Source organism: Blautia glucerasea (assembly GCF_020537505.1).
Classification (GTDB): Bacteria; Bacillota; Clostridia; order Lachnospirales; family Lachnospiraceae; genus Blautia_A.
Genome location: NZ_JAJBMO010000001.1, coordinates 320,784 through 341,120, shown reverse-complemented (window position 1 = coordinate 341,120; position 20,337 = coordinate 320,784). Strand labels below are relative to the sequence as shown.

At 45.4% G+C, this 20,337-nt stretch carries 17 protein-coding genes; 13 read left to right on the top strand and 4 right to left on the bottom strand.

Going from position 1 to position 20,337, the window contains the following annotated elements; all coding sequences use genetic code 11:
- Window positions 1–131: 131 nt before the first annotated feature.
- Entirely contained in the window at window positions 132–986 is an 855-nt protein-coding gene (gene dapF, locus LIQ05_RS01465) for a diaminopimelate epimerase (RefSeq protein ID WP_226818046.1), read from the bottom strand.
- A gap of 213 nt (window positions 987–1,199) precedes the next feature.
- Between dapF and LIQ05_RS01460 the strand changes: the two genes are divergently transcribed.
- From LIQ05_RS01460 to LIQ05_RS01445, 4 genes are all read left to right on the top strand, one after another.
- Window positions 1,200–3,662, top strand: a complete 2,463-nt coding sequence (locus LIQ05_RS01460; RefSeq protein ID WP_226818045.1) for a leucine-rich repeat protein — start codon at window positions 1,200–1,202, stop codon at window positions 3,660–3,662.
- A 178-nt stretch (window positions 3,663–3,840) separates the two neighbouring features.
- Window positions 3,841–4,620 carry a transporter substrate-binding domain-containing protein gene (locus LIQ05_RS01455; protein WP_226818044.1) on the top strand — a complete coding sequence of 260 codons (780 nt, stop codon included), beginning with the start codon at window positions 3,841–3,843 and terminating at the stop codon, window positions 4,618–4,620.
- A 171-nt stretch (window positions 4,621–4,791) separates the two neighbouring features.
- On the top strand, window positions 4,792–5,484 hold the full coding sequence (locus LIQ05_RS01450) for an amino acid ABC transporter permease (protein ID WP_021925337.1): 693 nt from the start codon (window positions 4,792–4,794) through the stop codon (window positions 5,482–5,484).
- Window positions 5,474–6,220 carry an amino acid ABC transporter ATP-binding protein gene (locus LIQ05_RS01445; RefSeq protein WP_330633925.1) on the top strand — a complete coding sequence of 249 codons (747 nt, stop codon included), beginning with the start codon at window positions 5,474–5,476 and terminating at the stop codon, window positions 6,218–6,220. The genes LIQ05_RS01450 and LIQ05_RS01445 overlap by 11 nt, the downstream gene beginning before the upstream one ends.
- 196 nt (window positions 6,221–6,416) lie before the next feature.
- Here LIQ05_RS01445 and LIQ05_RS01440 read toward each other — a convergent pair whose 3' ends face one another.
- Window positions 6,417–6,827, bottom strand: a complete 411-nt coding sequence (locus LIQ05_RS01440; RefSeq protein WP_226818043.1) for a CBS domain-containing protein — start codon at window positions 6,825–6,827, stop codon at window positions 6,417–6,419.
- Between the two features lie 30 nt (window positions 6,828–6,857).
- A complete protein-coding gene (asnA, locus tag LIQ05_RS01435; RefSeq protein ID WP_226818042.1) occupies window positions 6,858–7,865 on the bottom strand; it encodes an aspartate--ammonia ligase in 1,008 nt (335 codons plus the stop codon).
- A 239-nt stretch (window positions 7,866–8,104) separates the two neighbouring features.
- On the opposite strand from asnA, the gene LIQ05_RS01430 reads away from it, so the two are divergent.
- Complete coding sequence (locus LIQ05_RS01430; RefSeq protein WP_226818041.1) at window positions 8,105–9,025, top strand: hypothetical protein; 921 nt, start codon at window positions 8,105–8,107, stop codon at window positions 9,023–9,025.
- Window positions 9,026–9,043: 18 nt separating this feature from the next.
- Complete coding sequence (locus LIQ05_RS01425; RefSeq protein ID WP_226818040.1) at window positions 9,044–9,490, top strand: hypothetical protein; 447 nt, start codon at window positions 9,044–9,046, stop codon at window positions 9,488–9,490.
- 157 nt (window positions 9,491–9,647) lie between these two features.
- Here the strand turns inward: LIQ05_RS01425 and arcC are convergent, their stop codons facing one another.
- Window positions 9,648–10,580, bottom strand: a complete 933-nt coding sequence (gene arcC / locus LIQ05_RS01420) for a carbamate kinase (RefSeq protein ID WP_226818039.1) — start codon at window positions 10,578–10,580, stop codon at window positions 9,648–9,650.
- A gap of 666 nt (window positions 10,581–11,246) precedes the next feature.
- Between arcC and LIQ05_RS01415 the strand changes: the two genes are divergently transcribed.
- The 7 genes from LIQ05_RS01415 (at window position 11,247) to rsmB (ending at window position 20,337) form a co-directional block, all read left to right on the top strand.
- Window positions 11,247–12,950: a DUF7507 domain-containing protein gene (locus tag LIQ05_RS01415; RefSeq protein WP_226818038.1), complete on the top strand. Its 1,704-nt coding sequence runs from the start codon at window positions 11,247–11,249 to the stop codon at window positions 12,948–12,950.
- A 108-nt stretch (window positions 12,951–13,058) separates the two neighbouring features.
- Complete coding sequence (locus LIQ05_RS01410) at window positions 13,059–14,516, top strand: UDP-N-acetylmuramoyl-L-alanyl-D-glutamate--2,6-diaminopimelate ligase (RefSeq protein WP_226818037.1); 1,458 nt, start codon at window positions 13,059–13,061, stop codon at window positions 14,514–14,516.
- 3 nt (window positions 14,517–14,519) lie between these two features.
- Window positions 14,520–16,748 (top strand): replication restart helicase PriA, encoded by a 2,229-nt coding sequence (gene priA, locus LIQ05_RS01405; protein ID WP_226818036.1) that lies wholly within the window; start codon window positions 14,520–14,522, stop codon window positions 16,746–16,748.
- Window positions 16,749–16,837: 89 nt separating this feature from the next.
- A complete protein-coding gene (gene def / locus LIQ05_RS01400; RefSeq protein ID WP_226818035.1) occupies window positions 16,838–17,320 on the top strand; it encodes a peptide deformylase in 483 nt (160 codons plus the stop codon).
- Complete coding sequence (fmt, locus tag LIQ05_RS01395) at window positions 17,321–18,277, top strand: methionyl-tRNA formyltransferase (protein WP_226818034.1); 957 nt, start codon at window positions 17,321–17,323, stop codon at window positions 18,275–18,277.
- Between the two features lie 4 nt (window positions 18,278–18,281).
- Entirely contained in the window at window positions 18,282–18,995 is a 714-nt protein-coding gene (locus LIQ05_RS01390) for a zinc metallopeptidase (RefSeq protein WP_226818033.1), read from the top strand.
- Complete coding sequence (gene rsmB, locus LIQ05_RS01385; protein WP_226818032.1) at window positions 18,988–20,337, top strand: 16S rRNA (cytosine(967)-C(5))-methyltransferase RsmB; 1,350 nt, start codon at window positions 18,988–18,990, stop codon at window positions 20,335–20,337. Before LIQ05_RS01390 ends, rsmB begins: the two co-directional genes overlap by 8 nt.

Below are 20,337 nucleotides of genomic sequence, written 5' to 3'. Positions count from 1 at the left end.
AGGGCTCTCCCGAGCGCCTTAGTCGTAGTTACCAGCTAGCTTGCCGGAACGTTGCTCCGCGCGGCGGTGAATATACATTGTGAAATCGCGTACGGGGTAACGACCAACCCACAAAATAGCAAATGAACAGGTTACTCTCCAAGAAACGCTAAATCAATCTCCCCGTCAAATACTGTCGCAGCCGGTCCCGTCATATAAACCTGGTCGTCATTCTCATCCCAGAGAATATTCAGATCTCCGCCCAGCAGCTTCACTGTAACCGGCTGATCCCTGTCCACAAGCCCATTGAGAATAGAAGCCACAGCCACTGCACAAGCTCCTGTTCCACAAGCCAGTGTCTCTCCGGATCCCCGCTCCCAGACTCTCATCTGAACCGTATGTCTGTCGATCACCTTCACAAACTCCGTATTCACACGGTCCGGGAAATTCACATGCGTTTCAAAAGAAGGTCCGATCTTCTCAATCTCCAGTCCATCTACCTCATCCATATAAACAATAGCATGAGGATTTCCCATAGAAACTGCCGTGAACCGATAAGTCTGTCCGTCCACTTCAATAGGAGCATTGATCACCTGCTCGGTCTGGGCAACAACCGGGATCAAAGAAGCCTGAAGAATGGGAGTCCCCATATTTACCTTTACCATGCTCACCTTACCATCACGAATGGAAAGGTCCAGATACTTTACGCCACTTTTGGTGGCTACGCTGATGCTGGTCTTATTCACAATGCCGTAATCATAGGCATATTTGGCTACACAACGGATCCCATTTCCACACATAGCACCCTGGGACCCATCCAGGTTATACATGTCCATCTCACAGTCTGCAATATCAGATGGTTTGATCAGAATCAATCCGTCAGAACCAATTCCAAAATGTCTGTCGCTTACAAACTTTGCAACAGCTGACGGATCCTTCACAGTTTCTTTAAAACAGTTCACATATACATAATCGTTGCCGATACCATGCATTTTTGTAAATTTCATAAGATACCTCCTCGGCGGTAAACGCCTTAAATTTTCATTATTTCTACTCCACACAAATCATATCATACCACAGATCTGTTATCAAAAAGTGAATTTTTCCAGATATTGACAAAGAAATTTTTGAAATTTATAATTTCTATATCAGCATATATAAGAATGCATTAGCAGGGAAATATGCAAAAAGAGAGAACTTGTCAAGGGAGGAAAAGGTCTATGAAAAAGAAACACTTATGGCTGTCGAAAGTAATGGCAGCAGCTCTTTGCGCAGCCATGGCAGCAGAGCCTGCAGTGATTTACGCGGAAGATTTTTCAGATGGATTTTACAGTGAAAATCAAGAAAACCAATCCAACCAAGAAAGTCAGGAGAACAGTTCCGGGTTTGAAGAAAGCAGTACAAAAGGTGATCTGGAGCAGGTAAACGAGAATACAGATGCGGGGAAAGAAACGGAGGATGGATCAATAGACAGGGATACTCCAGATGCTGTTCCAGAGCCAAATGAGAATGAGAATTCTTCGGAGAATGACAGCCAGATTAACTCAACCCCGGAAGCTTCCTGGACAGAGTCTGATCCTGACCTGCTGTTAAAAGACAACAACGGGGAATTGGATTTGTCTGATTTTTCATCAGGAGATTCCACAGAAATAATTACCGATGAAGAGGGGTTCTTTGGTGCAGATGAAGAAGAGGGAGAAACGGATGGCCTGACAGAAGCGGATGCATCTGGTGGAAAATGTGGTGCAAATGTTACCTGGAGCCTGGAAAATGGTGTACTGACCATTGAAGGTACTGGAAATATGTATGATTTTGTAGTAGAAGGTGATGAGGATACCGAATTAAAAGATGGTGTGGTTCTTCAGCCATGGGAAAATTATGCATACAGCATCAATGAAGTTGTTGTTAAGGATGGCGTTTCCCTGATCGGATATGCAGCCTTCTCCAATCTGCCGAGATTGACAAAAGCTGTTTTCAGTGACAGCGTTCAGTATGTAGGACCGCTGGTTTTTGCCAATGATAATGCTCTGACAGAGATTTCTCTTGGAAATAATATGAAAGAAATTTATTACGGTGCATTTTATGGAACAGCGATCCGAAATCTGGTTTTACCATCTACGGTTACTTATCTGAATCCGGGAAACAGTCTGCTTGGAATGCCGCTGCTTCAGAACATACAGGTAAATGGAAATGGTAAGTATATTTCAAAGGATGGGGTTCTCTATGCAGATGGAGGAAAAACACTGTTTCAGTATCCGGCTGGAAGAACGGGCTCCTACAAAATCCCAGGAGATGTGACGAAGATCGAGATGGCAGCTTTTGCATATTCAAGTCTTAGTTCTGTTGAAATTCCTGGAAATGTAAAAACGCTGGGAACCTATACCTTTATGAATGCTGGAAATTTAACTTCTCTTACAGTTGCAGCAGGAGTTGATACGATTCCGGAAGGCTTTGCAAGCGGTGCAGAAAAACTGTCTAAGGTTACACTGGCAAATGGAATTACAACAATTGGAAGTGAAGCTTTTTCAGGCTGCCAAAGCCTGGCAAGTATAACGCTACCTTCCTCCCTGAACCAAATTGCCAGCGATGCATTTGGCTCCAATACAAAGATCACCTTCCAGAATGCCGGCATTCATCAGCAGGAAGACGGAACCATTGTGGCAGGAGTAAAAGTTGGCGTAACCGGAACAGAAAATTATAAGTATGCCTTTGAAGTGCTGACGCTGGTGAATAAAGAGCGAAAGAAAGTGGGAGCAGCGCCTCTGACTATGGAGAAAAGTCTTTTGGAGACGGCCATGCTCAGAAGCTATGAGTGTGCCTTGTATTTTGATCATACAAGACCAAGTGGAAGTGACTGTTTTACTGCCAATTCTTTAATGTCGGGTGAAAATATCGCAGCAGGACAGACCTCGCCGTCATCTGTAGTAAAAGGCTGGATGAATTCAACCGGGCATAGGCAGAATATACTGAATGCCTCATTTAAAACAATTGGAATTGGATGTGTAAATGTAAATGGAGTATATTTGTGGGTACAGTGTTTTGGAACCGGAGGCGGAAGTACAGCAAACGCCAGCTCTTATTCGAACAAAACAAGTACCCGCAAAGTGCTGACTGCCAGTGGACTGGTGTCTCAGGCAGCTTCCTTTAGTCTTGCAAAAACAAGCTTAAAAGTTGGAGAAACCACAACCTTTAAAACCATATGGGGTGGAACAGAGCTGAAAAATTCTGGTGCTATTGCCGTTTCCTCTGATAATTCCGTATGTACCGTACAAAATGGAAAAATAAAGGCGGTTAAAGCTGGAAAAGCCAAGATCACCATGTATTTTGACGGTTATAAGGCAAAGAGCGTAACCAAGACCATTACTGTAACTGGTGGGAAAACAAAGAAGGTCAAAGCTCCTGCAAAGGGAAAGCTTAACAGACTTACCAATAAAAAAGGAAAAAAATGTCTGGTTTCTATTAAGAAGATCAGTGGCGCAGCTGGGTATCAGGTATCCTATGCAACGAACTCCAAATTCTCAGGAGCAAAGAAAAAAACTACTTCCAAGACCAGCCTGATTTTGAGCGGACTTAAGAAAAATAAGACTTATTATGTAAAAGTAAGAGCCTATAAAAAAGACTCCAAAGGCAAAAAAGTATACGGTTCATACAGTGCAGCCAAGAAAATCAAGATCAAAAAATAAGGAATCTTATGGAAAGTCTTGCATTTTTCAGAAAAGCTGTTAAAATGGGGAAAAGATAGATGAATGAATATGCAGAAAGCATGAATAATTATGTCGCTGCCACAGCATGTGTTACGACGTGCTGGCGTAGGGGATGAGAAGTGTTTTTCGCATATGAAATTAAGAGGAGGAAGAGAATATGAAAAAATTAGTAGCTCTTGCACTTGGCACAGTAATGGCAGTTTCCATGACAGCGGGCGTATCTGCTGCAACTGTTGAGACTAAGGATGACCTTAAGAACGCAACAATCGGTGTACAGCTTGGTACAACTGGTGACATCGAAGCAAGTGAATATGAGGCTGATGGTGCAACTGTTAAGCGTTACAGCAAAGGAAGCGAAGCTATCCAGGCACTTATGACAGGTCAGATCGACTGTGTGATCATTGATTCTCAGCCAGCCCAGAAATTCGTTGAGAATGCTGACGGACTGAAGATCCTGGACGAGCCATTTGTAGAAGAAGAGTATGCAATCTGCCTGAAGAAAGGCAATGATGAGCTTCTTGACAAGATCAATGGTGCATTAGACGAGCTGAAAGAAGACGGAACTGTTGATGATATCATGAACAACTATATCGGTGATAACATCGGTGAGACACCATATGAGTCCCCGGAAGATGTAGACCGTTCCAACGGAACTCTTGTAATGGCTACAAACGCTGAGTTCGAGCCATATGAGTATCGTGAAGGCGATACCATCGTTGGTATCGACGCTGATATTGCACAGGCTATCTGCGATAAGCTTGGATATGAGCTTGAGATCGATGATATGGAGTTTGACGCAATCCTTGCTGCTGTACAGTCTGGAAAAGCTGATTTCGGTGCTGCCGGAATGACTGTTACAGAGGATCGTCTGGAGAGCGTTGATTTCACAGATACCTATGCAAACGCAAGCCAGGTTATCATTGTAAAAGCTGACTGATAGAAAGAACAAAGTATAAGCTGCCGGAACCTGGTACTGGCTGACTGAGTTGCATCAGACAGCCAGTGTTTTTCCGACAGCTTTTCCTATAATGCATGCATAAGCAGAAATGCTTTTTCAAACATGCTCAAGGCTGCATTATAAAGATATCAGGATAAAAAGGGAAAAAATATGTTTGAAAAATTTGGACACGATTTTTACATCAATTTTATAAAAGATGACAGATACACCTGGCTGCTGGATGGTCTGAAAAATACCATGATCATCACAGTTTTCGCCCTGCTCATCGGTATCTGTATCGGCTTTCTTGTGGCAATCATCCGTTCTTCCCATGATAAATCAGGAAATTTCAAAATTGCCAATGCTATCTGTAAGGTTTATCTGACTGTGATCCGTGGAACACCTACTGTGATCCAGCTTTTGATCATGAACTTCGTTGTGTTTGGTTCTGTGAGTGTGAATGAGATTCTGGTAGGAAGTCTGGCGTTTGGTATTAACTCTGGTGCTTATGTGGCTGAGATCGTTCGTTCCGGAATCATGTCCATTGACCAGGGACAGACTGAGGCCGGACGAAGCCTGGGACTTAATTTTACCCAGACCATGCGCCTGATCATTATTCCACAGGCTTTTAAGAACGTACTTCCTGCACTGGTAAATGAGTTTATCGTGCTGATCAAGGAGACTTCCATCATCGGTTATATCGGAATGATGGACCTGACAAAGGGAGCAATGCTGATCCAGAGCCGTACCTATAATGCATTTATGCCTCTTCTGGCAGCAGCGGCAATTTATCTGATTGTGGTCATGGTGCTGACCTTCTTTATGAATAAACTGGAGAGGAGACTGAGAACCAGTGAGCGTTGATAAGAACAAAGTTTTGATCCAGGTACAGGATCTGAAAAAAGCCTTTGGATCCAATCAGGTACTGGATGGAATTTCCACAGATATCTGCCAGGGCGAGGTTGTGGCCATTATCGGACCATCTGGTTCCGGTAAATCTACCTTCCTTCGTTCCCTGAACCTTTTGGAGGTGCCTACAGGAGGCAAGATCCTGTTTGAGGGAACTGATATTACAGATCCTAAGGTTGACATAAATCGTCACCGCCAGAAAATCGGAATGGTTTTCCAGCAATTTAACCTGTTTCCGCATAAGACTGTGAAGCAGAATATTATGATGGCACCGGTTGCCCTGAAGCTGATGACAAAGGAAGAGGCTTCCAGGCGTGCAGACGAGCTCCTTGCACGAGTTGGTCTTCCAGATAAGGCGGATGCTTATCCGGATATGCTTTCCGGTGGTCAGAAGCAGCGTATTGCTATTGCAAGATCCCTTGCCATGAATCCGGATGTGATGCTTTTTGATGAGCCTACTTCCGCACTGGATCCGGAGATGGTAGGTGAGGTTCTGGAGCTGATGAAAGAGCTTGCAAAGAGTGGTATGACCATGGTTGTGGTTACCCACGAGATGGGATTTGCAAGAGAGGTTGCAACCAGAGTCTTATTTATTGATGACGGCAAGATCCAGGAGCAGAATGCGCCAAAGGAATTTTTTGAAAATCCGCAGAATCCGCGATTGAAGGAGTTTTTGTCAAAGGTTTTGTAAAGGGAAAAATAAGCGAACCTGTGATCGACAGGTTGGATTGTAAAAAAGAGACAGCTTTTATCACAGATTTGAACGTGGTAGGGGCTGTCTTTTCTTTGAGAAAATTTGTGGCGGGTTTTATATAAAATATAGGCAGCTGCTATATAAGTGGTTGTAAAATTACAATTTCTTTTATACAGCAGCTGCCAAATAAATTTTATGTGTTTTTCTGCATTTCCTTATAGCAATATTTGATAATTTCTTTTCTGGTCACAATTCCGATAAAGTGATCCTGGTCATCAATAACCGGTACAAAGTTCTGATTAATGGCGCGGTCCAGAAGATCCTCCATGTCGCAGTCAACATGAACAGGTTTATAGGTGGCTCTTCTGGAGATGGCCATAACCGGGACCTCCTCAGCTGTTTTCATATCTGTAATGTTCAGATTCTTCATTCCCCAGAGCAGGTCCCCTTCTGAAATAGTGCCTACATATTTTCCATCCGGATTCAGAATAGGAATACAGGAAAATTTCCGGTGCTCCATTTTCTCAAGAGTCTGTCTTAAGGTTTCATTCTCAAAGATATAGGCTATATCACTTTTCGGTGTTAAGAAAAAAAGTATATTCAATTTAATCCCTCGTTTCGTGCTGGGTTGATTTTACAGAAGCGGAATACCGCCTTTGGCTGCTTCCTTCTGCATTTCTTCCGGCCACAGGGAAACGTGAACTTCTCCGATGTGAGCCTTGCGCAGGAAAAACATACAGATACGGGACTGGCCGATTCCGCCGCCGATGGTGTATGGAAGCTCTTTATTCAGAATTGCCTTCTGGAATGGAAGCTCTCTGCGGTCATCACAGCCTGCTTCTGTAAGCTGCTTGTCAAGTGCTGTCTCGTCTACACGGATACCCATGGAGGAAAGTTCAAGGGCAATGTCCAGTACAGGATAGTATACCAGAATATCGCCGTTTAATTCCCAGTCATCATAGTCCGGGGCACGTCCGTCGTGGCGCTCGCCGTTTGTCAGCTTCTTACCTACCTGCATAAGGAAAACGGCACCCTTTTCTTTAACAATCTTGTATTCTCTTTCCTTCGGCGTAAGGTCCGGATACATGCCTACAAGCTCTTCTGTAGAGACGAATGCGATTTCTCTTGGAAGAATTTCTTCTATGTAGTCGTACTGGACTGCCATGTATTTCTCAGTTTTGCGAAGAACACTGTAGATGGCGCGGACAGTGTTGATCAGAGTCTCTACGTTTCGCTCTTCCTTGGTGATGATCTTCTCCCAGTCCCACTGGTCAACGTAGATGGAGTGGATGTTGTCCACATCTTCGTCGCGGCGGATGGCAACCATGTCGGTATATAAGCCCTCTCCTACAGAGAAACCATATTTCTTAAGTGCATAACGTTTCCATTTGGCAAGGGAGTGTACGATCTCGGCGTCACCTTCCATGCCCTTAATGTCAAAGCTTACCGGACGCTCCACTCCGTTTAAGTTATCATTGAGGCCGGAATCTGGGTCTACAAATATAGGCGCGGAGACACGCAGAAGGTTCAGCTTCTGTGCAAGTGTCTGCTGGAAAAAGTCTTTAACAGTTTTAATTGCTACCTGAGTATCATGAAGATTAAGGTCTGCATGATAGCCCATAGGAATTTTCAATTGTTCCATGGGAATCCTCCTTGTTGATTTGGTGATCTCTGGTTACTGTCCACAATTATGATTCCACGAAATGGAGCTTCGGGGATGTGTGCAGCAACAATCTCGATTTATTATAACAGGTATTTAACCGCTTGGCAATTTACACCTTGCAAGAAATATATAAAAAAGTTACAATAAAAGATAAAGAGAGCAAGGATTTTGCCCTGTTAAGCTGTGAAGCAGGGGATTCGAGAATCGGGAGGACGCCTATGGAGAGAAAACGGTGCCAGGTCTGTGATGGACCTGTTGTGAATGGCAGATGCAGGCTGTGTGGAATGCCATATAGAAATGATGAGACTTTGTACCATCTGAATGAGAACAGAAGTGACCATTACCGTCATGCCACCAGCAGGGCGCGGGCAATCATGCGCCAGGAGGAGATTCCGCTGGGGGATAAGAAGCCAGGAAATGCAGCTGGGAAAAACTATAAGTCTGGGACTGCGGGAACTGTGGGCACAGGAAATAAATATGGACAGAAAACTGGTGGAATCAATACTGGAAGCGGTTATAAGCCGTTGACTGGAAGTGGTTCCAATAAGGGAAACGGAAGTACATATAAAGGGGCCTCGGCAGCGAAGCCGGGGAATAAGAGCGCTGCCAGCAGTTATACGGCTTCGAACAGACAGGCTGCTGCCAGCAGTTATACCTCCCAGAACAGGCAGGCAACCACAAGTGCGTATAATACTGCAAATAAAAAAGGCGGTGTTTATACACAGAAGCCTGTGAAGAAGAAAAAAGGTTCTCTTCTTGGCTGGCTGATCATGATCGTGGTTATTTTCTCTGTTGTACCGGAGCTATGGGATACACTGAGAGATGATTTAGCGCCAGTCCTTGAAGAATCTCTGGACGGAATATTTGGTTCTGATGCTTCTGCAGTTTCCTATGAAATGAGATCGGGAGATGTGCTGGAAGTTGGGAAAGATTTGGAAGACGGCATTGTGCCGGGCTATTATATTGCATCCTGTGACAATGGCTTTGTAAGTTTTATGATCATGGGAGAAGATGGGGAAACCGGAACTATGACAGTGTCAGAAGGCCTGGAGAATAAGATCACCCTGAAAGAAGGGGACTTTATCGGAATTATAAATGCAGAGTCAGAGGACAGTGCATTACTGCTCACAGCAAGATAAGGAAAGGCAGACAAGAGAATGACAGAAGAAGAGAAGAAAGCGGGAAGCAGGAAAAAATGGGCATTGGTGTTTGGAACCATTGCGGTGATCGCCATTGTATTTACCTGGATTTCCTGGAAGTCTATGCATCCTGAGAAAACCGTGACAATGGAGGAACTGGATCAATATGCAGCTGAAGAGCTGGTCAATGATATGGAATGTATCAACGGTTCCTATATGGTTCTGCTCTATAATGAGCAGGAGCAGGGAAGCGAATGGTATGCGCTGGAAGATGCAGATCAGGCAGAGGCAGAAGCCCTGGCAGAGCGGGTGGGGGTTAAGATTAAGGAAGAGAAGATTTCACCGCCTGTGATCTATATTATGTACATGCTCCAGTTTTCCATCTGCTATGGAGTTGTATGGGGAATCTGGAAACTGTACGGGAAATTCCGCATTGGGAAGAGAAAAGAGCATTACAGGATATAAAAACTCCAGGAAAGTGGACATTGGGTCTGTGATCCACAGATGTAAAGAAAAATAAAAAAGGAACCTTATCCGAATAAAATGTTCGGTCAGAGGTTCCTTTTATGTGCTTTGATTTAGGGAAAAAGTTAACTGCTATGGGACTACGTATCTTATATGATTAGTGAATGGTAGTTCCTGTTTTTCCTTCGTATCCCTCTTTGGCGTGAGCCATATCTGTGATAACAGCAGTGCGTCCCTCACCTTTTTCAATAAAGGAGATACCTGCTTCAATTTTCGGAAGCATGGAGCCGGATGCAAACTGGTTCTCTTCGATATACTTCTTAGCGTCAGCGACAGTGATGCTGCCAAGCTTCTGCTCATCTGCCTGACCGTGGTTCAGGCTTACATTCTCTACACTTGTGAGGATCAGAAGGGTATCTGCATTTAACTCTTCTGCAAGAAGTCCTGCAGCAAGGTCCTTCTCAATGATGGCACTTGCACCGTGAAGATTGATGCCCTGCTCCAGTACCGGGATTCCGCCGCCGCCAGCTGCGATTACTACCTGATCGGCATTCAGGAGTGCACGTACGGTCTCGATCTCTACGATCTTCTGTGGCTTAGGAGCTGCTACGATACGTCTGTATCCACCTTCTGCCACCTTTGTAATGAAGTTTCCCTTCTCTTCTTCGGCTTCTGCCTCTTCTTCTGTGAGAACACGGCCGATGATCTTCTCCGGATCTGCAAAAGCGTCATCGTACGGATCAATGACGGTCTGGGTAAGAACAGTGGCAACCGGTTTGTAAATTCCGCGGTTGATGAATTCTGTGCGGATGGCATTCTGAAGGTCATAACCAATGTAGCCCTGGCTCATTGCGGAGCAGACAGACATAGGAGCAAATGTGTAATCCGGGTGTGTTTTTCCAAATTCATTCATTGCAGTGTGGATCATGCCGATCTGTGGGCCATTGCTGTGGGAGATTACCACTTTAGCACCTTCTTCAACAAGATCTGCGATTGCCTTTGCTGCGGCTTTCGTGGCTACTTTCTGCTCTGGAAGTGTGGTACCGAGAGCTCTGTGGCCTAATGCAACTACTACGATTTTTTCACTCATAGGAGATACCTCGTTTCTGTCAAGAATATAATGCGGATATCAGAGAGAATCCCCTCCGGACATCCTTATGTAATATCTTCCATTATAAAAGCTAAGGGGGGGAATTGCAATAGAAAAGTGTTGCTGTGAAGGGCGGATCGTAACCAGAAAATTCCTGGAAACAGGAAAAGCCATCTGCGTGGGCAGACGGCTTATTTCCTATATTTTTTGAGGGGGGGAGATAGAGAGTGGTTTTTCATCTATCCGAGACCTATTATATCGGCAATTTGTGAGAAAAATGTGTCCCAAATCTAAAAGAAATCGAAAATATATGAAATGAAAATAAAATCTGACACTTTCTTGCATTTAAGAACCAAGTGTGGTAAAGTATCTTTATCTTATTTCTGCATTCTGCAGGAGAGAATTTCTACCGCGCCGATTCGGCGCAAGATAACCCATTTTTTAGAAGGTGACTTGTAGATAGGGGCGTTTTGTACGCTTTTTTTGTAAGTGCGAAGTACAGCAGGACTGGTGCAAGGTTCGCTGTTATTGATTCGCGTAAAAAAGGATGTGGTTCCCATGTGCTGTCAGTGAGTGATTTTCATATATGGTGATGTCACGGATAGGTGACAGGCCTGTTTTGTAAGAAAAATGATGGAAAATTGTGGCAGATAAGGAGACGTTAGAATGAGAAAAAGAATATGGAAAAAGATACTGACAGTGGGAACCTGCCTGCTTGCCCAGACGGGAATCCTGGCTGGATGTACGGCGCAGCCTGCCATGGCACAGGCTTTTGGTATGGAAGGTGGAGTGACGGTTTTCCAGGAGGCAGTATGGACTGATTTGGAGAAGTTTCAGGCGAAAATATCCGTGAGAGCAGATGGCCTGGCGGGTCTTGTATGGGAAAATACCAGTCACAGCGGTGAAGAACCAGAAGAAAATATGACAGGAAATGGCAGCAATGGAAATCTGGAAGAAGAGGGAATGGACGATCAGAATGGGTTTTCGGACCAGACAGAGGACTTTTCTGTTATGGAAAATGGGGAAGATAACGCAGCGCTTGAAGCGGAAAGTGTGGCAAGTGTGCAGTACCCCACTTCTTATGAATTGGTAGTCTGGCTCTCGGAATATTTTCAGCCAGAAGCCGCATTTGCGATACCAGAAGGCTGTCTCAGAGAGGAACTTCCTGTAATGACAGCGGACGGCAGATCCAGCAGTATTACAGGATTTCGCTGGAAAATTAATCCAGGAGAACAGGGGAAACTGCTGGAAATTCCAGTTACATTACGTGAAGAATACCGCTTTCCAAAGGAAAAAACAGTGATTTACACCTGCCAGGACATCCTTCATGGAAATGGAGCCTTAAGTGGAGAAGAAAATGGAGGCGGGATTTATATTATGAAAAAGGTTAGAAATGAGAAGGAAATTTTGTGTAAAACAAATTCGCAAAATCTGGAAATACCAGCTGCCAACATGGATTTTCAAATAGAATTGAGTCCACGGGAGGAGACATTTTTTGCTGGAAACCGGATTTATATGGAGGTAAGCCTGACCAATAACGGACAAGTGCCATTCTATGGCATTTCTCTTCAGTCTGAGGCGAAGGAAATGGAAACAACTCCAGTGTGGGAAAAAGAGCCTGGTCTGGAAGTAACGGAAGGTGGGGCTGTATTGGAAAGTCTCACGCCTGGGGAGAGGCGGACGCTTTCCTTTTATGTGGATACAACTGTCGGGCAGAAAGGAAACCTGATCCTGGAAACCCAGGCCAGAGCTGAGAAGCCTGTTTCTTTAGAGCGCACAGCAGAACAACAATTGACGGTGCAGCCTAAAAAGGCAGCGTTTACAGTGAAAAAAACTGCTGACTGCGAAAATGCCAGCCCTGGGGATACGGTGACCTATCAGATCAGCATTCACAATACAGGAGAGGTAACCCTTCATTCCGTGATCACCACGGAACGGTTCGGGCTGGCTGGCGTGACAGCCAGGTTTCTTGAGCAGGAAGGAGTCACTTTAAATAAAAGCAAAACCCAGGCAAAGATCCCGGAAATTGTGCCTGGAGGATGTGTGAACTTAAAGGCCAGGGTGATCCTTCCAGAAAATCTGGAAGACCAGGATCTGGTGAATCAGATCATTGTGGTAACAGATGAAACTGGTGAGGAGAGCGCAGTGCGGGATCAGGCGACCATTCGTGTGGAGTCGAAAAAGAAAGAGACATCTGGCAATGGAGGTGGCACAGGAAGTGGAGAAAGTGACGGCGGTGGGAGGTTTGCATCCACAGCGCCAAAGACCGGAGACAATTCCCAGAAAGAGGTGTTCCAGGCGTTGATCCTGTTATCTTTCGTCTTTTCCGCAGTATCTGCCAGACGGATGTTTTTTAGAAGGAAAGATTGAAAACAAATTCTGTGTGTGCTATTCTATAAAAGAGTATGCGTTGTTGCAAAAAGGAATCTTAAAGATTGCTTTTTATGAACGACGCCCAAACATAGGGAGGCATATATTATGAAATTATCATCCTTATTAGAGAAGTTAGAATACACCTGCGTGCAGGGAAGCACAGAGCAGGACGTCACTGGTGTTATTTATGATTCCAGAAAAGTAACAGAAGGTTCTCTGTTCATCTGTATCAGAGGAGCTGTTGTAGACGGACATAAATTTATTCCGGATGTAGTAAAAATGGGTGCAAAGGTACTGGTAGTAGAAGAAGCGGTTGCGGCACCTTCTGACGTTACCGTTATTCAGGTGGCAGATACCAGATATGCAATGGCGTTTATTGCAGCTGCCTGGTTCGGACATCCGGCAGAGAAACTGAAAACAATTGGAATTACCGGAACCAAAGGCAAGACCACCACTACCTATATGGTAAAATCCATTCTGGAGAATGCCGGATATAAAGTTGGCCTGATCGGTACCATTGAGGCGATCATTGGAGATAAGGTGATCCCGGCCTCAAACACCACACCGGAGTCCTATGTGGTTCAGGAATATTTCCATGAGATGGTAGAAGCTGGCTGCGATTGCGTGGTTATGGAGGTTTCTTCCCAGGGACTGATGCTGCACCGTACTCAGGGATTTGTATTTGATTTTGGAATTTTCACAAATATTGAACCAGATCATATCGGACCAAATGAGCACAAGGATTTCGACCATTATCTGGCATGCAAATCCATGCTGCTGAAGCAGTGCCGCGTGGGAATTGTAAACCGTGATGACGAGCACTTTGACAGAATTATAGAAGGCCATACCTGTACCCTTGAGACCTACGGCTTTTCCAAAGAAGCAGATCTTCGTGCTGAGGATGCAAAGCTGGTTGGCGGAAAAGGATATCTTGGAATTTCCTATCATCTGAAGGGACTTATGGACTTCCCGGTAGAAATCGATATTCCAGGTAAATTCAGCATTTACAATTCTCTTACAGCCATTGCCATCTGCCGCCATTTCAAGGTTTCACAGGAGAATATCCTGAAGGCCCTGAAGGTTGCCAGGGTAAAAGGCCGCATTGAGATGGTGAAGGTATCTGATGAGTTTACATTGATGATTGATTATGCACATAATGCAATGGCTCTGGAGAGCCTTCTTACCACATTGCGGGAGTACCATCCTCACAGACTGGTATGCCTGTTTGGATGCGGCGGAAACCGCTCCAAGCTTCGCCGCTATGAGATGGGAGAGGTTTCCGGACGTCTGGCAGATCTGACGATCATTACCTCTGATAATCCCCGTGATGAGGAGCCACAGGCCATTATTGATGATATCAAGGCTGGCATGGCGAAAACAGAAGGCAAATATGTGGAAATTCCAGACCGTAAGGAAGCAATCGCTTATGCAATCCACCACGGTGAGCCTGGAGACATTGTGGTACTGGCTGGTAAAGGTCATGAAGATTACCAGGAAATCAAAGGCAAAAAATATCCAATGGATGAGCGTGTCCTGATCGCGGATATTCTTGCTGGAAAGTAAAACATGACATATGCAGATATTATTGTAGATATTTCCCATGAGAAGCTGGACAAAAGCTTCCAGTATGTTATTCCGGAGAATCTGAAGGAAGAGATACAGGTGGGAGTGGTGGTTTCCATTCCTTTTGGAAGGGGAAACCAGCTTCGCAAGGGATATGTAGTAGGGATTTCCGGGGAACCAAAGGTGAAAGGAATCCAGATCAAATCCATTGCCGGCATTCAGAATGACCAGGAAACTACGGAGTCCAGGCTGATCGCACTGGCCGGGTGGATGCGGGAGCATTACGGATCTACCATGATCCAGGCTTTAAAGACGGTTCTTCCCATCCAGAAAAAGGTGAAAGCCCAGGAGAAACGGTGGATAACTCTTCTCATTCCCAGGGAAGATGGGGAAAAGCTTTTGGAAGAGATGAAAAACACCAGATTCAAAGCCCGTACCCGTCTTTTGGAGGCGCTTCTTTTGGCAGAAGATGGGAAGCTTGAGACTGCCTTAGCAGGAAAAGAGCTTGGAACCAATGCTTCTGTTTTGCATTATTTTCAGGAAAAAGGGATTGTTTCTGTGGATTCAGATGAGGTGTACAGAAGTGCAATTGCAGATGCAGCAAGCATCCCCCATATAGAACCCGCGGGGCTGAGCCAGCTCCAGAAACAGGCTGTGGAGCAGATCCTGGCAGAATGGGAAAAACCTGAGCCAAGGCCTGTTCTGATCCATGGCGTTACAGGAAGTGGGAAAACAGAAGTTTACATGGAACTGATTGACAGGGTGTTAAAGGAAGGCAGACAGGCAATCGTGCTGATCCCGGAAATTGCCCTGACGTATCAGACCGTCAGACGATTTTATGGCCGCTTTGGAGATAAGGTGTCCGTGATCAACTCAAGGCTTTCCCAGGGAGAGCGGTATGACCAGTTCAAAAGGGCAAAGCAAGGGAAGCTTCAGGTAATGGTAGGTCCCCGTTCCGCACTTTTCACTCCATTTGGAAATCTTGGTCTAATCGTTATTGATGAGGAACATGAATCCTCTTACAAAAGTGAGAACAGTCCCAGGTATCATGCCCGCGAGACTGCTATACACAGGGCGGAAATGGAGGGGGCCAGGGTGCTCCTTGGATCAGCCACTCCTTCCATGGAAGCTTATTACAGGGCAAAAGAAGGAGAATACGCTCTTGTAAAGCTGGCGGCCAGATTTGAAGAAAGGCCTCTTCCAAAAGTATCAATTATTGATATGAGGGAACAATTAAAGAAGGGAAACCGTCTTGCACTTAGCCTGGAGCTAAGGGAAGATCTGGGAAAATGCCTGGAAAAGGGCGAGCAGGCCATGCTGTTCCTTAACCGCCGCGGGTATGCGGGCTTTGTTTCCTGCCGTTCCTGCGGTCATGTGATGAAATGTCCACATTGTGATGTTTCTTTAAGTGAGCACAATGGGAGAAAGCTGATCTGTCACTATTGCGGCTACGAAACTATGAAGCCGGACAAATGCCCGGTCTGTTCCTCCCCTTATATTGGAGGTTTTAAGGCTGGAACCCAGCAGATCCAGCAGATAGTGGAAAATGAATTCCCCGGTGCGGGAGTCCTTCGGATGGACTATGACACCACCAGGGCAAAGGGAAGCTATGAGAAAATCCTGGCTGCTTTTTCCAGGCATGAGGCAGATGTCCTGATCGGAACCCAGATGATTGTGAAAGGACATGATTTTCCGGATGTCACTCTTGTGGGAGTGATCGCAGCAGATTTATCCCTGAATGCAGATGATTACCGAAGTGGTGAGCGCACTTTCCAGCTGCTTACCCAGGCGGTGGGGCGTTCTGGAAGAGGAAAAAAGGAAGGGCACGCGCTGATCCAGACCTACAGTCCGGATCATTACAGCATTCAGACCGCGGCAAAGCAGGATTATGAGGAATTCTATGAAGAAGAGATGGGCTACCGCCTTCTCATGGATTACCCTCCTGCGGCGCATATGATGGCAGTACTTGGCTCTTCGGAGGATGAGAAGCTGTTAGAAACAGCAATGCATTATCTTGCTTTGTTTACAGGCAAAGTATATCCGGGAAAAGATCTTCATGTGATCGGTCCCGCCCCGGCGTCTGTGGGAAAAGTAAAGGACGTATACAGAAGAGTATTTTATCTGAAGCATGAGAATTATGAACTGCTTGTTCGGATCAAGGACAGGCTGGAAAAATATATTGAGATCAATTCTGGCTTTAGAAAGGTTTATATACAATTTGATTTTTCATAAGGTGAAATACCAGAAATAGAAGAATGTTTTTGTAAAGCTTTGTAATAACTGGTGTTTCCTAATTCAAAGATAAAGGAGATAACACAAAGATGGCACTTAGAACAATCAGAACAGAGGGAGATTCCGTTTTGGAAAAGGTCTGCAGACCGGTAGAAAAGATCGACAAGCGTACAAAGGATCTGGTAGGAGATATGCTGGAAACCATGTATGATGCATGTGGTGTTGGTCTTGCTGCTCCTCAGGTGGGAATCTTAAAAAGAATCGTTGTGATCGATGTCGGAGACGGTCCGCTTGTTCTTATCAATCCGGAGATCCTTATGACATCCGGTGAGCAGACTGGTGAGGAAGGCTGTTTAAGCGTTCCGGGAATGTCCGGTCAGGTTACCCGTCCAGATTATGTGAAGGTGAAAGCCCTTGATATGGATATGAAGGAGCAGACCTACGAGGGTGAGGGACTTCTTGCCAGGGCCTTCTGCCATGAGATCGACCACCTGGATGGAAAAATGTACACTCGTCTGGTTGAAGGTGAATTACATCATGTAAGTTATGATAACGAGGAGGAAGAGGAATAAATGAAAATTGTTTATATGGGAACACCGGATTTTGCGGTGAATCCTCTTCGCGCTCTGGCTGAGACTGGTTATGAGGTGACAGGTGTTGTAACCCAGCCAGACAAGCCAAAGGGCAGAGGCAAGACCATGCTTCCCACTCCTGTAAAGGAAGAAGCTTTGAAGCATGGTTTCCCGGTCTATCAGCCGGTAAAGGTACGTGATCCGGAATTTTTGCAGGAACTGAAAAATCTGGATCCGGATATTATTGTGGTGGCTGCTTTTGGCCAGATTATCCCTAAGAGCATTCTGGAGCTTCCGAAATATGGCTGCATCAACATCCATGCTTCCCTGCTTCCGAAATACCGCGGTGCCGCTCCGATCCAGCAGGCAGTTATTGACGGGGAAAAGGAATCTGGTGTTACCATTATGAGAATGGGAACTGGCCTTGATACCGGAGATATGATTTCCAAAATCGTAGTGCCCCTTGCAGCTGATGAGACAGGCGGAAGCCTGTTTGACAAGCTGGCAGAAGCCGGCGCAAAGCTTTTGATCGAGACTCTGCCTCATATTTTTGATGGCACAGCAGTTTATGAGAAACAGCCAGAGGAAAGTCCCACCCCATATGCGGGTATGATCACCAAGCAGATGGGACTGATCAATTTTGGAAAGTCCGCTGTGGAACTGGAGAGACTGGTTCGAGGTTTGAATCCGTGGCCAAGTGCGTTTACTTTCTGGAATGGAAAGACTTTGAAGGTGTGGGAGAGCTCTGTAGTAAAAAGTGAGGAACTGGACGCACAGTCAGCAGAACCTGGAACAGTAGTAAAAACAGACAAAAAAGGAATTTACGTGGCTTGCGGTGAGGATGTTCTGGTACTTTCACAGGTACAGTTGGAAGGAAAGAAGAGAATGGATGCAGATGCCTTCCTTCGCGGATGTCATATAGAAGCCGGAAGCAGATTCACAGATAAAAAGGAGTGATCTTATGTACGGATATGGATATCCTTATGGATTTTATTTTGATCCTACTTATGTGTTGCTGATCATAGGAATGGTACTGGCACTGGCCGCGTCTGGAAAGATGAAAAGTACGTTTGCACGTTATCAGCAGGTGCGAAGCCACTCAGGTCTTACGGGAGCCCAGACAGCCCAGCAGATTTTAAGTGCAGCCGGAATTTATGATGTGACCATCGTTTCGGTTTCCGGAAGCCTTACAGACCACTATGATCCCCGAACAAAGCAGCTTGCACTTTCACAGGATGTATATGGAAGAACCTCTGTAGCTGCTGTATGTGTAGCGGCTCATGAGTGCGGTCATGCCATCCAGCATAATGTAAACTATGCACCGCTGAATATCCGTTCAGCTATTGTTCCGGTGGCAAATCTTGGATCTTCCCTTTCCTGGCCGATTTTCGTCCTGGGACTGATCCTTTCCATACCGGCTCTTACTACAGCGGGAATAGTACTGTTTTCGTTGGCCGTTCTGTTTCAGCTTGTAACACTTCCGGTGGAATTCAATGCATCCTCAAGAGCTTTAAAAATGCTGGAGAGCACCGGCATCTTAAGCCATGAGGAAAATCAGGGCGCCAGAAAAGTTCTTACTGCAGCTGCTCTTACTTATGTGGCAGCTCTTGCTTCCTCCATTTTGCAGCTGCTGAGACTGATCATACTTTCCGGAGGTAGAAGACGGGATGATTAATGGAGTTAATTCCAGGGAAATGATTCTGGAAATTTTGCTTGAAATTGAAGAAGGCGAGCACAGCCATGTGGCCATCCGCAATGCCCTTTCCAAATACCAGTTCCTTCCCAAACAGGACAGGGCATTTATTACCCGTGTCTGCGAGGGAACACTGGAATACCGGATCCAGATTGATTATATTATCAATTCCTTTTCTAAGGTAACGGTGGATAAAATGAAGCCTGCTATCCGGGAAATCTTAAGAAGTGCAGTGTACCAGCTGAAATATATGGACAGCGTTCCAGACAGCGCTGTGTGCAATGAGGCTGTGAAGCTGGCGCAGAGAAAGGGCTTTTATAATCTGAAGCCTTTTGTAAACGGTGTTCTTCGCACAATTGCCCGCGAAATGGATCAGGTACAGTTCCCGAAAAAAGAGGATGACCTTGTGAAATATCTGTCTGTAAAATATTCCATGCCTGATGTTCTGGTGCACAGATGGCTGGAAGCATACGGGGAGGAGACCACAGAGAAAATCCTTGCTGATTTTCTTACAGAACATCCTCTTACTATCAGATGCCGCACTTACCTGAATTCCAAGGAAGAAATTGTAAAGAGCCTTGAGAGTCAGGGGGTCCAGGTAACATCTGCGCCATATTTGCCTTATGCGTACAGCATTTCCGATTTTAACCATATCCTGGCTCTGGATGCCTTTATCAAAGGTAAGATCGTGGTTCAGGATGTAAGCTCCATGCTGGTTGCAGAGATTGCGAATCCGAAAAAGGGAGATTATGTCATTGATGTGTGTGCTGCGCCAGGCGGAAAAAGCCTTCACATGGGGGACAAAATGGAAGGCTATGGAACTGTAGATGCCAGGGATGTAAGTCAGTATAAGGTAAACCTGATCGAGGAGAACATCCAGCGCACCAATTCCATTAATGTACAGGCAAGAGTGCAGGATGCCACTGTTTTTGACCAGGATTCAGAACTTCTGGCGGATATTGTGATCGCAGATGTGCCATGTTCCGGCTACGGTGTGATCGGTAAGAAACCAGAGATTAAATACAGGGTTACCCCTCAGAAACAGGATGAAATCGTAATTTTACAGAGAACCATTCTGGACCGGGCGGCCAACTATGTAAAGCCAAGGGGAGAGCTGGTTTTCAGTACCTGCACCATTGCAAAAGAAGAAAACGAAGAAAATATGATGTGGTTTTTGAACCATTATCCGTTTAAGCTGGAAAGCCTGGATCCGTATCTACCAGAGGAGCTCCATTCAGAGACAACTGCTCTTGGCTATCTGCAGCTGCTTCCGGGAGTACATAAGACAGACGGATTCTTTATTGCAAAATTCAGAAGAAAATAG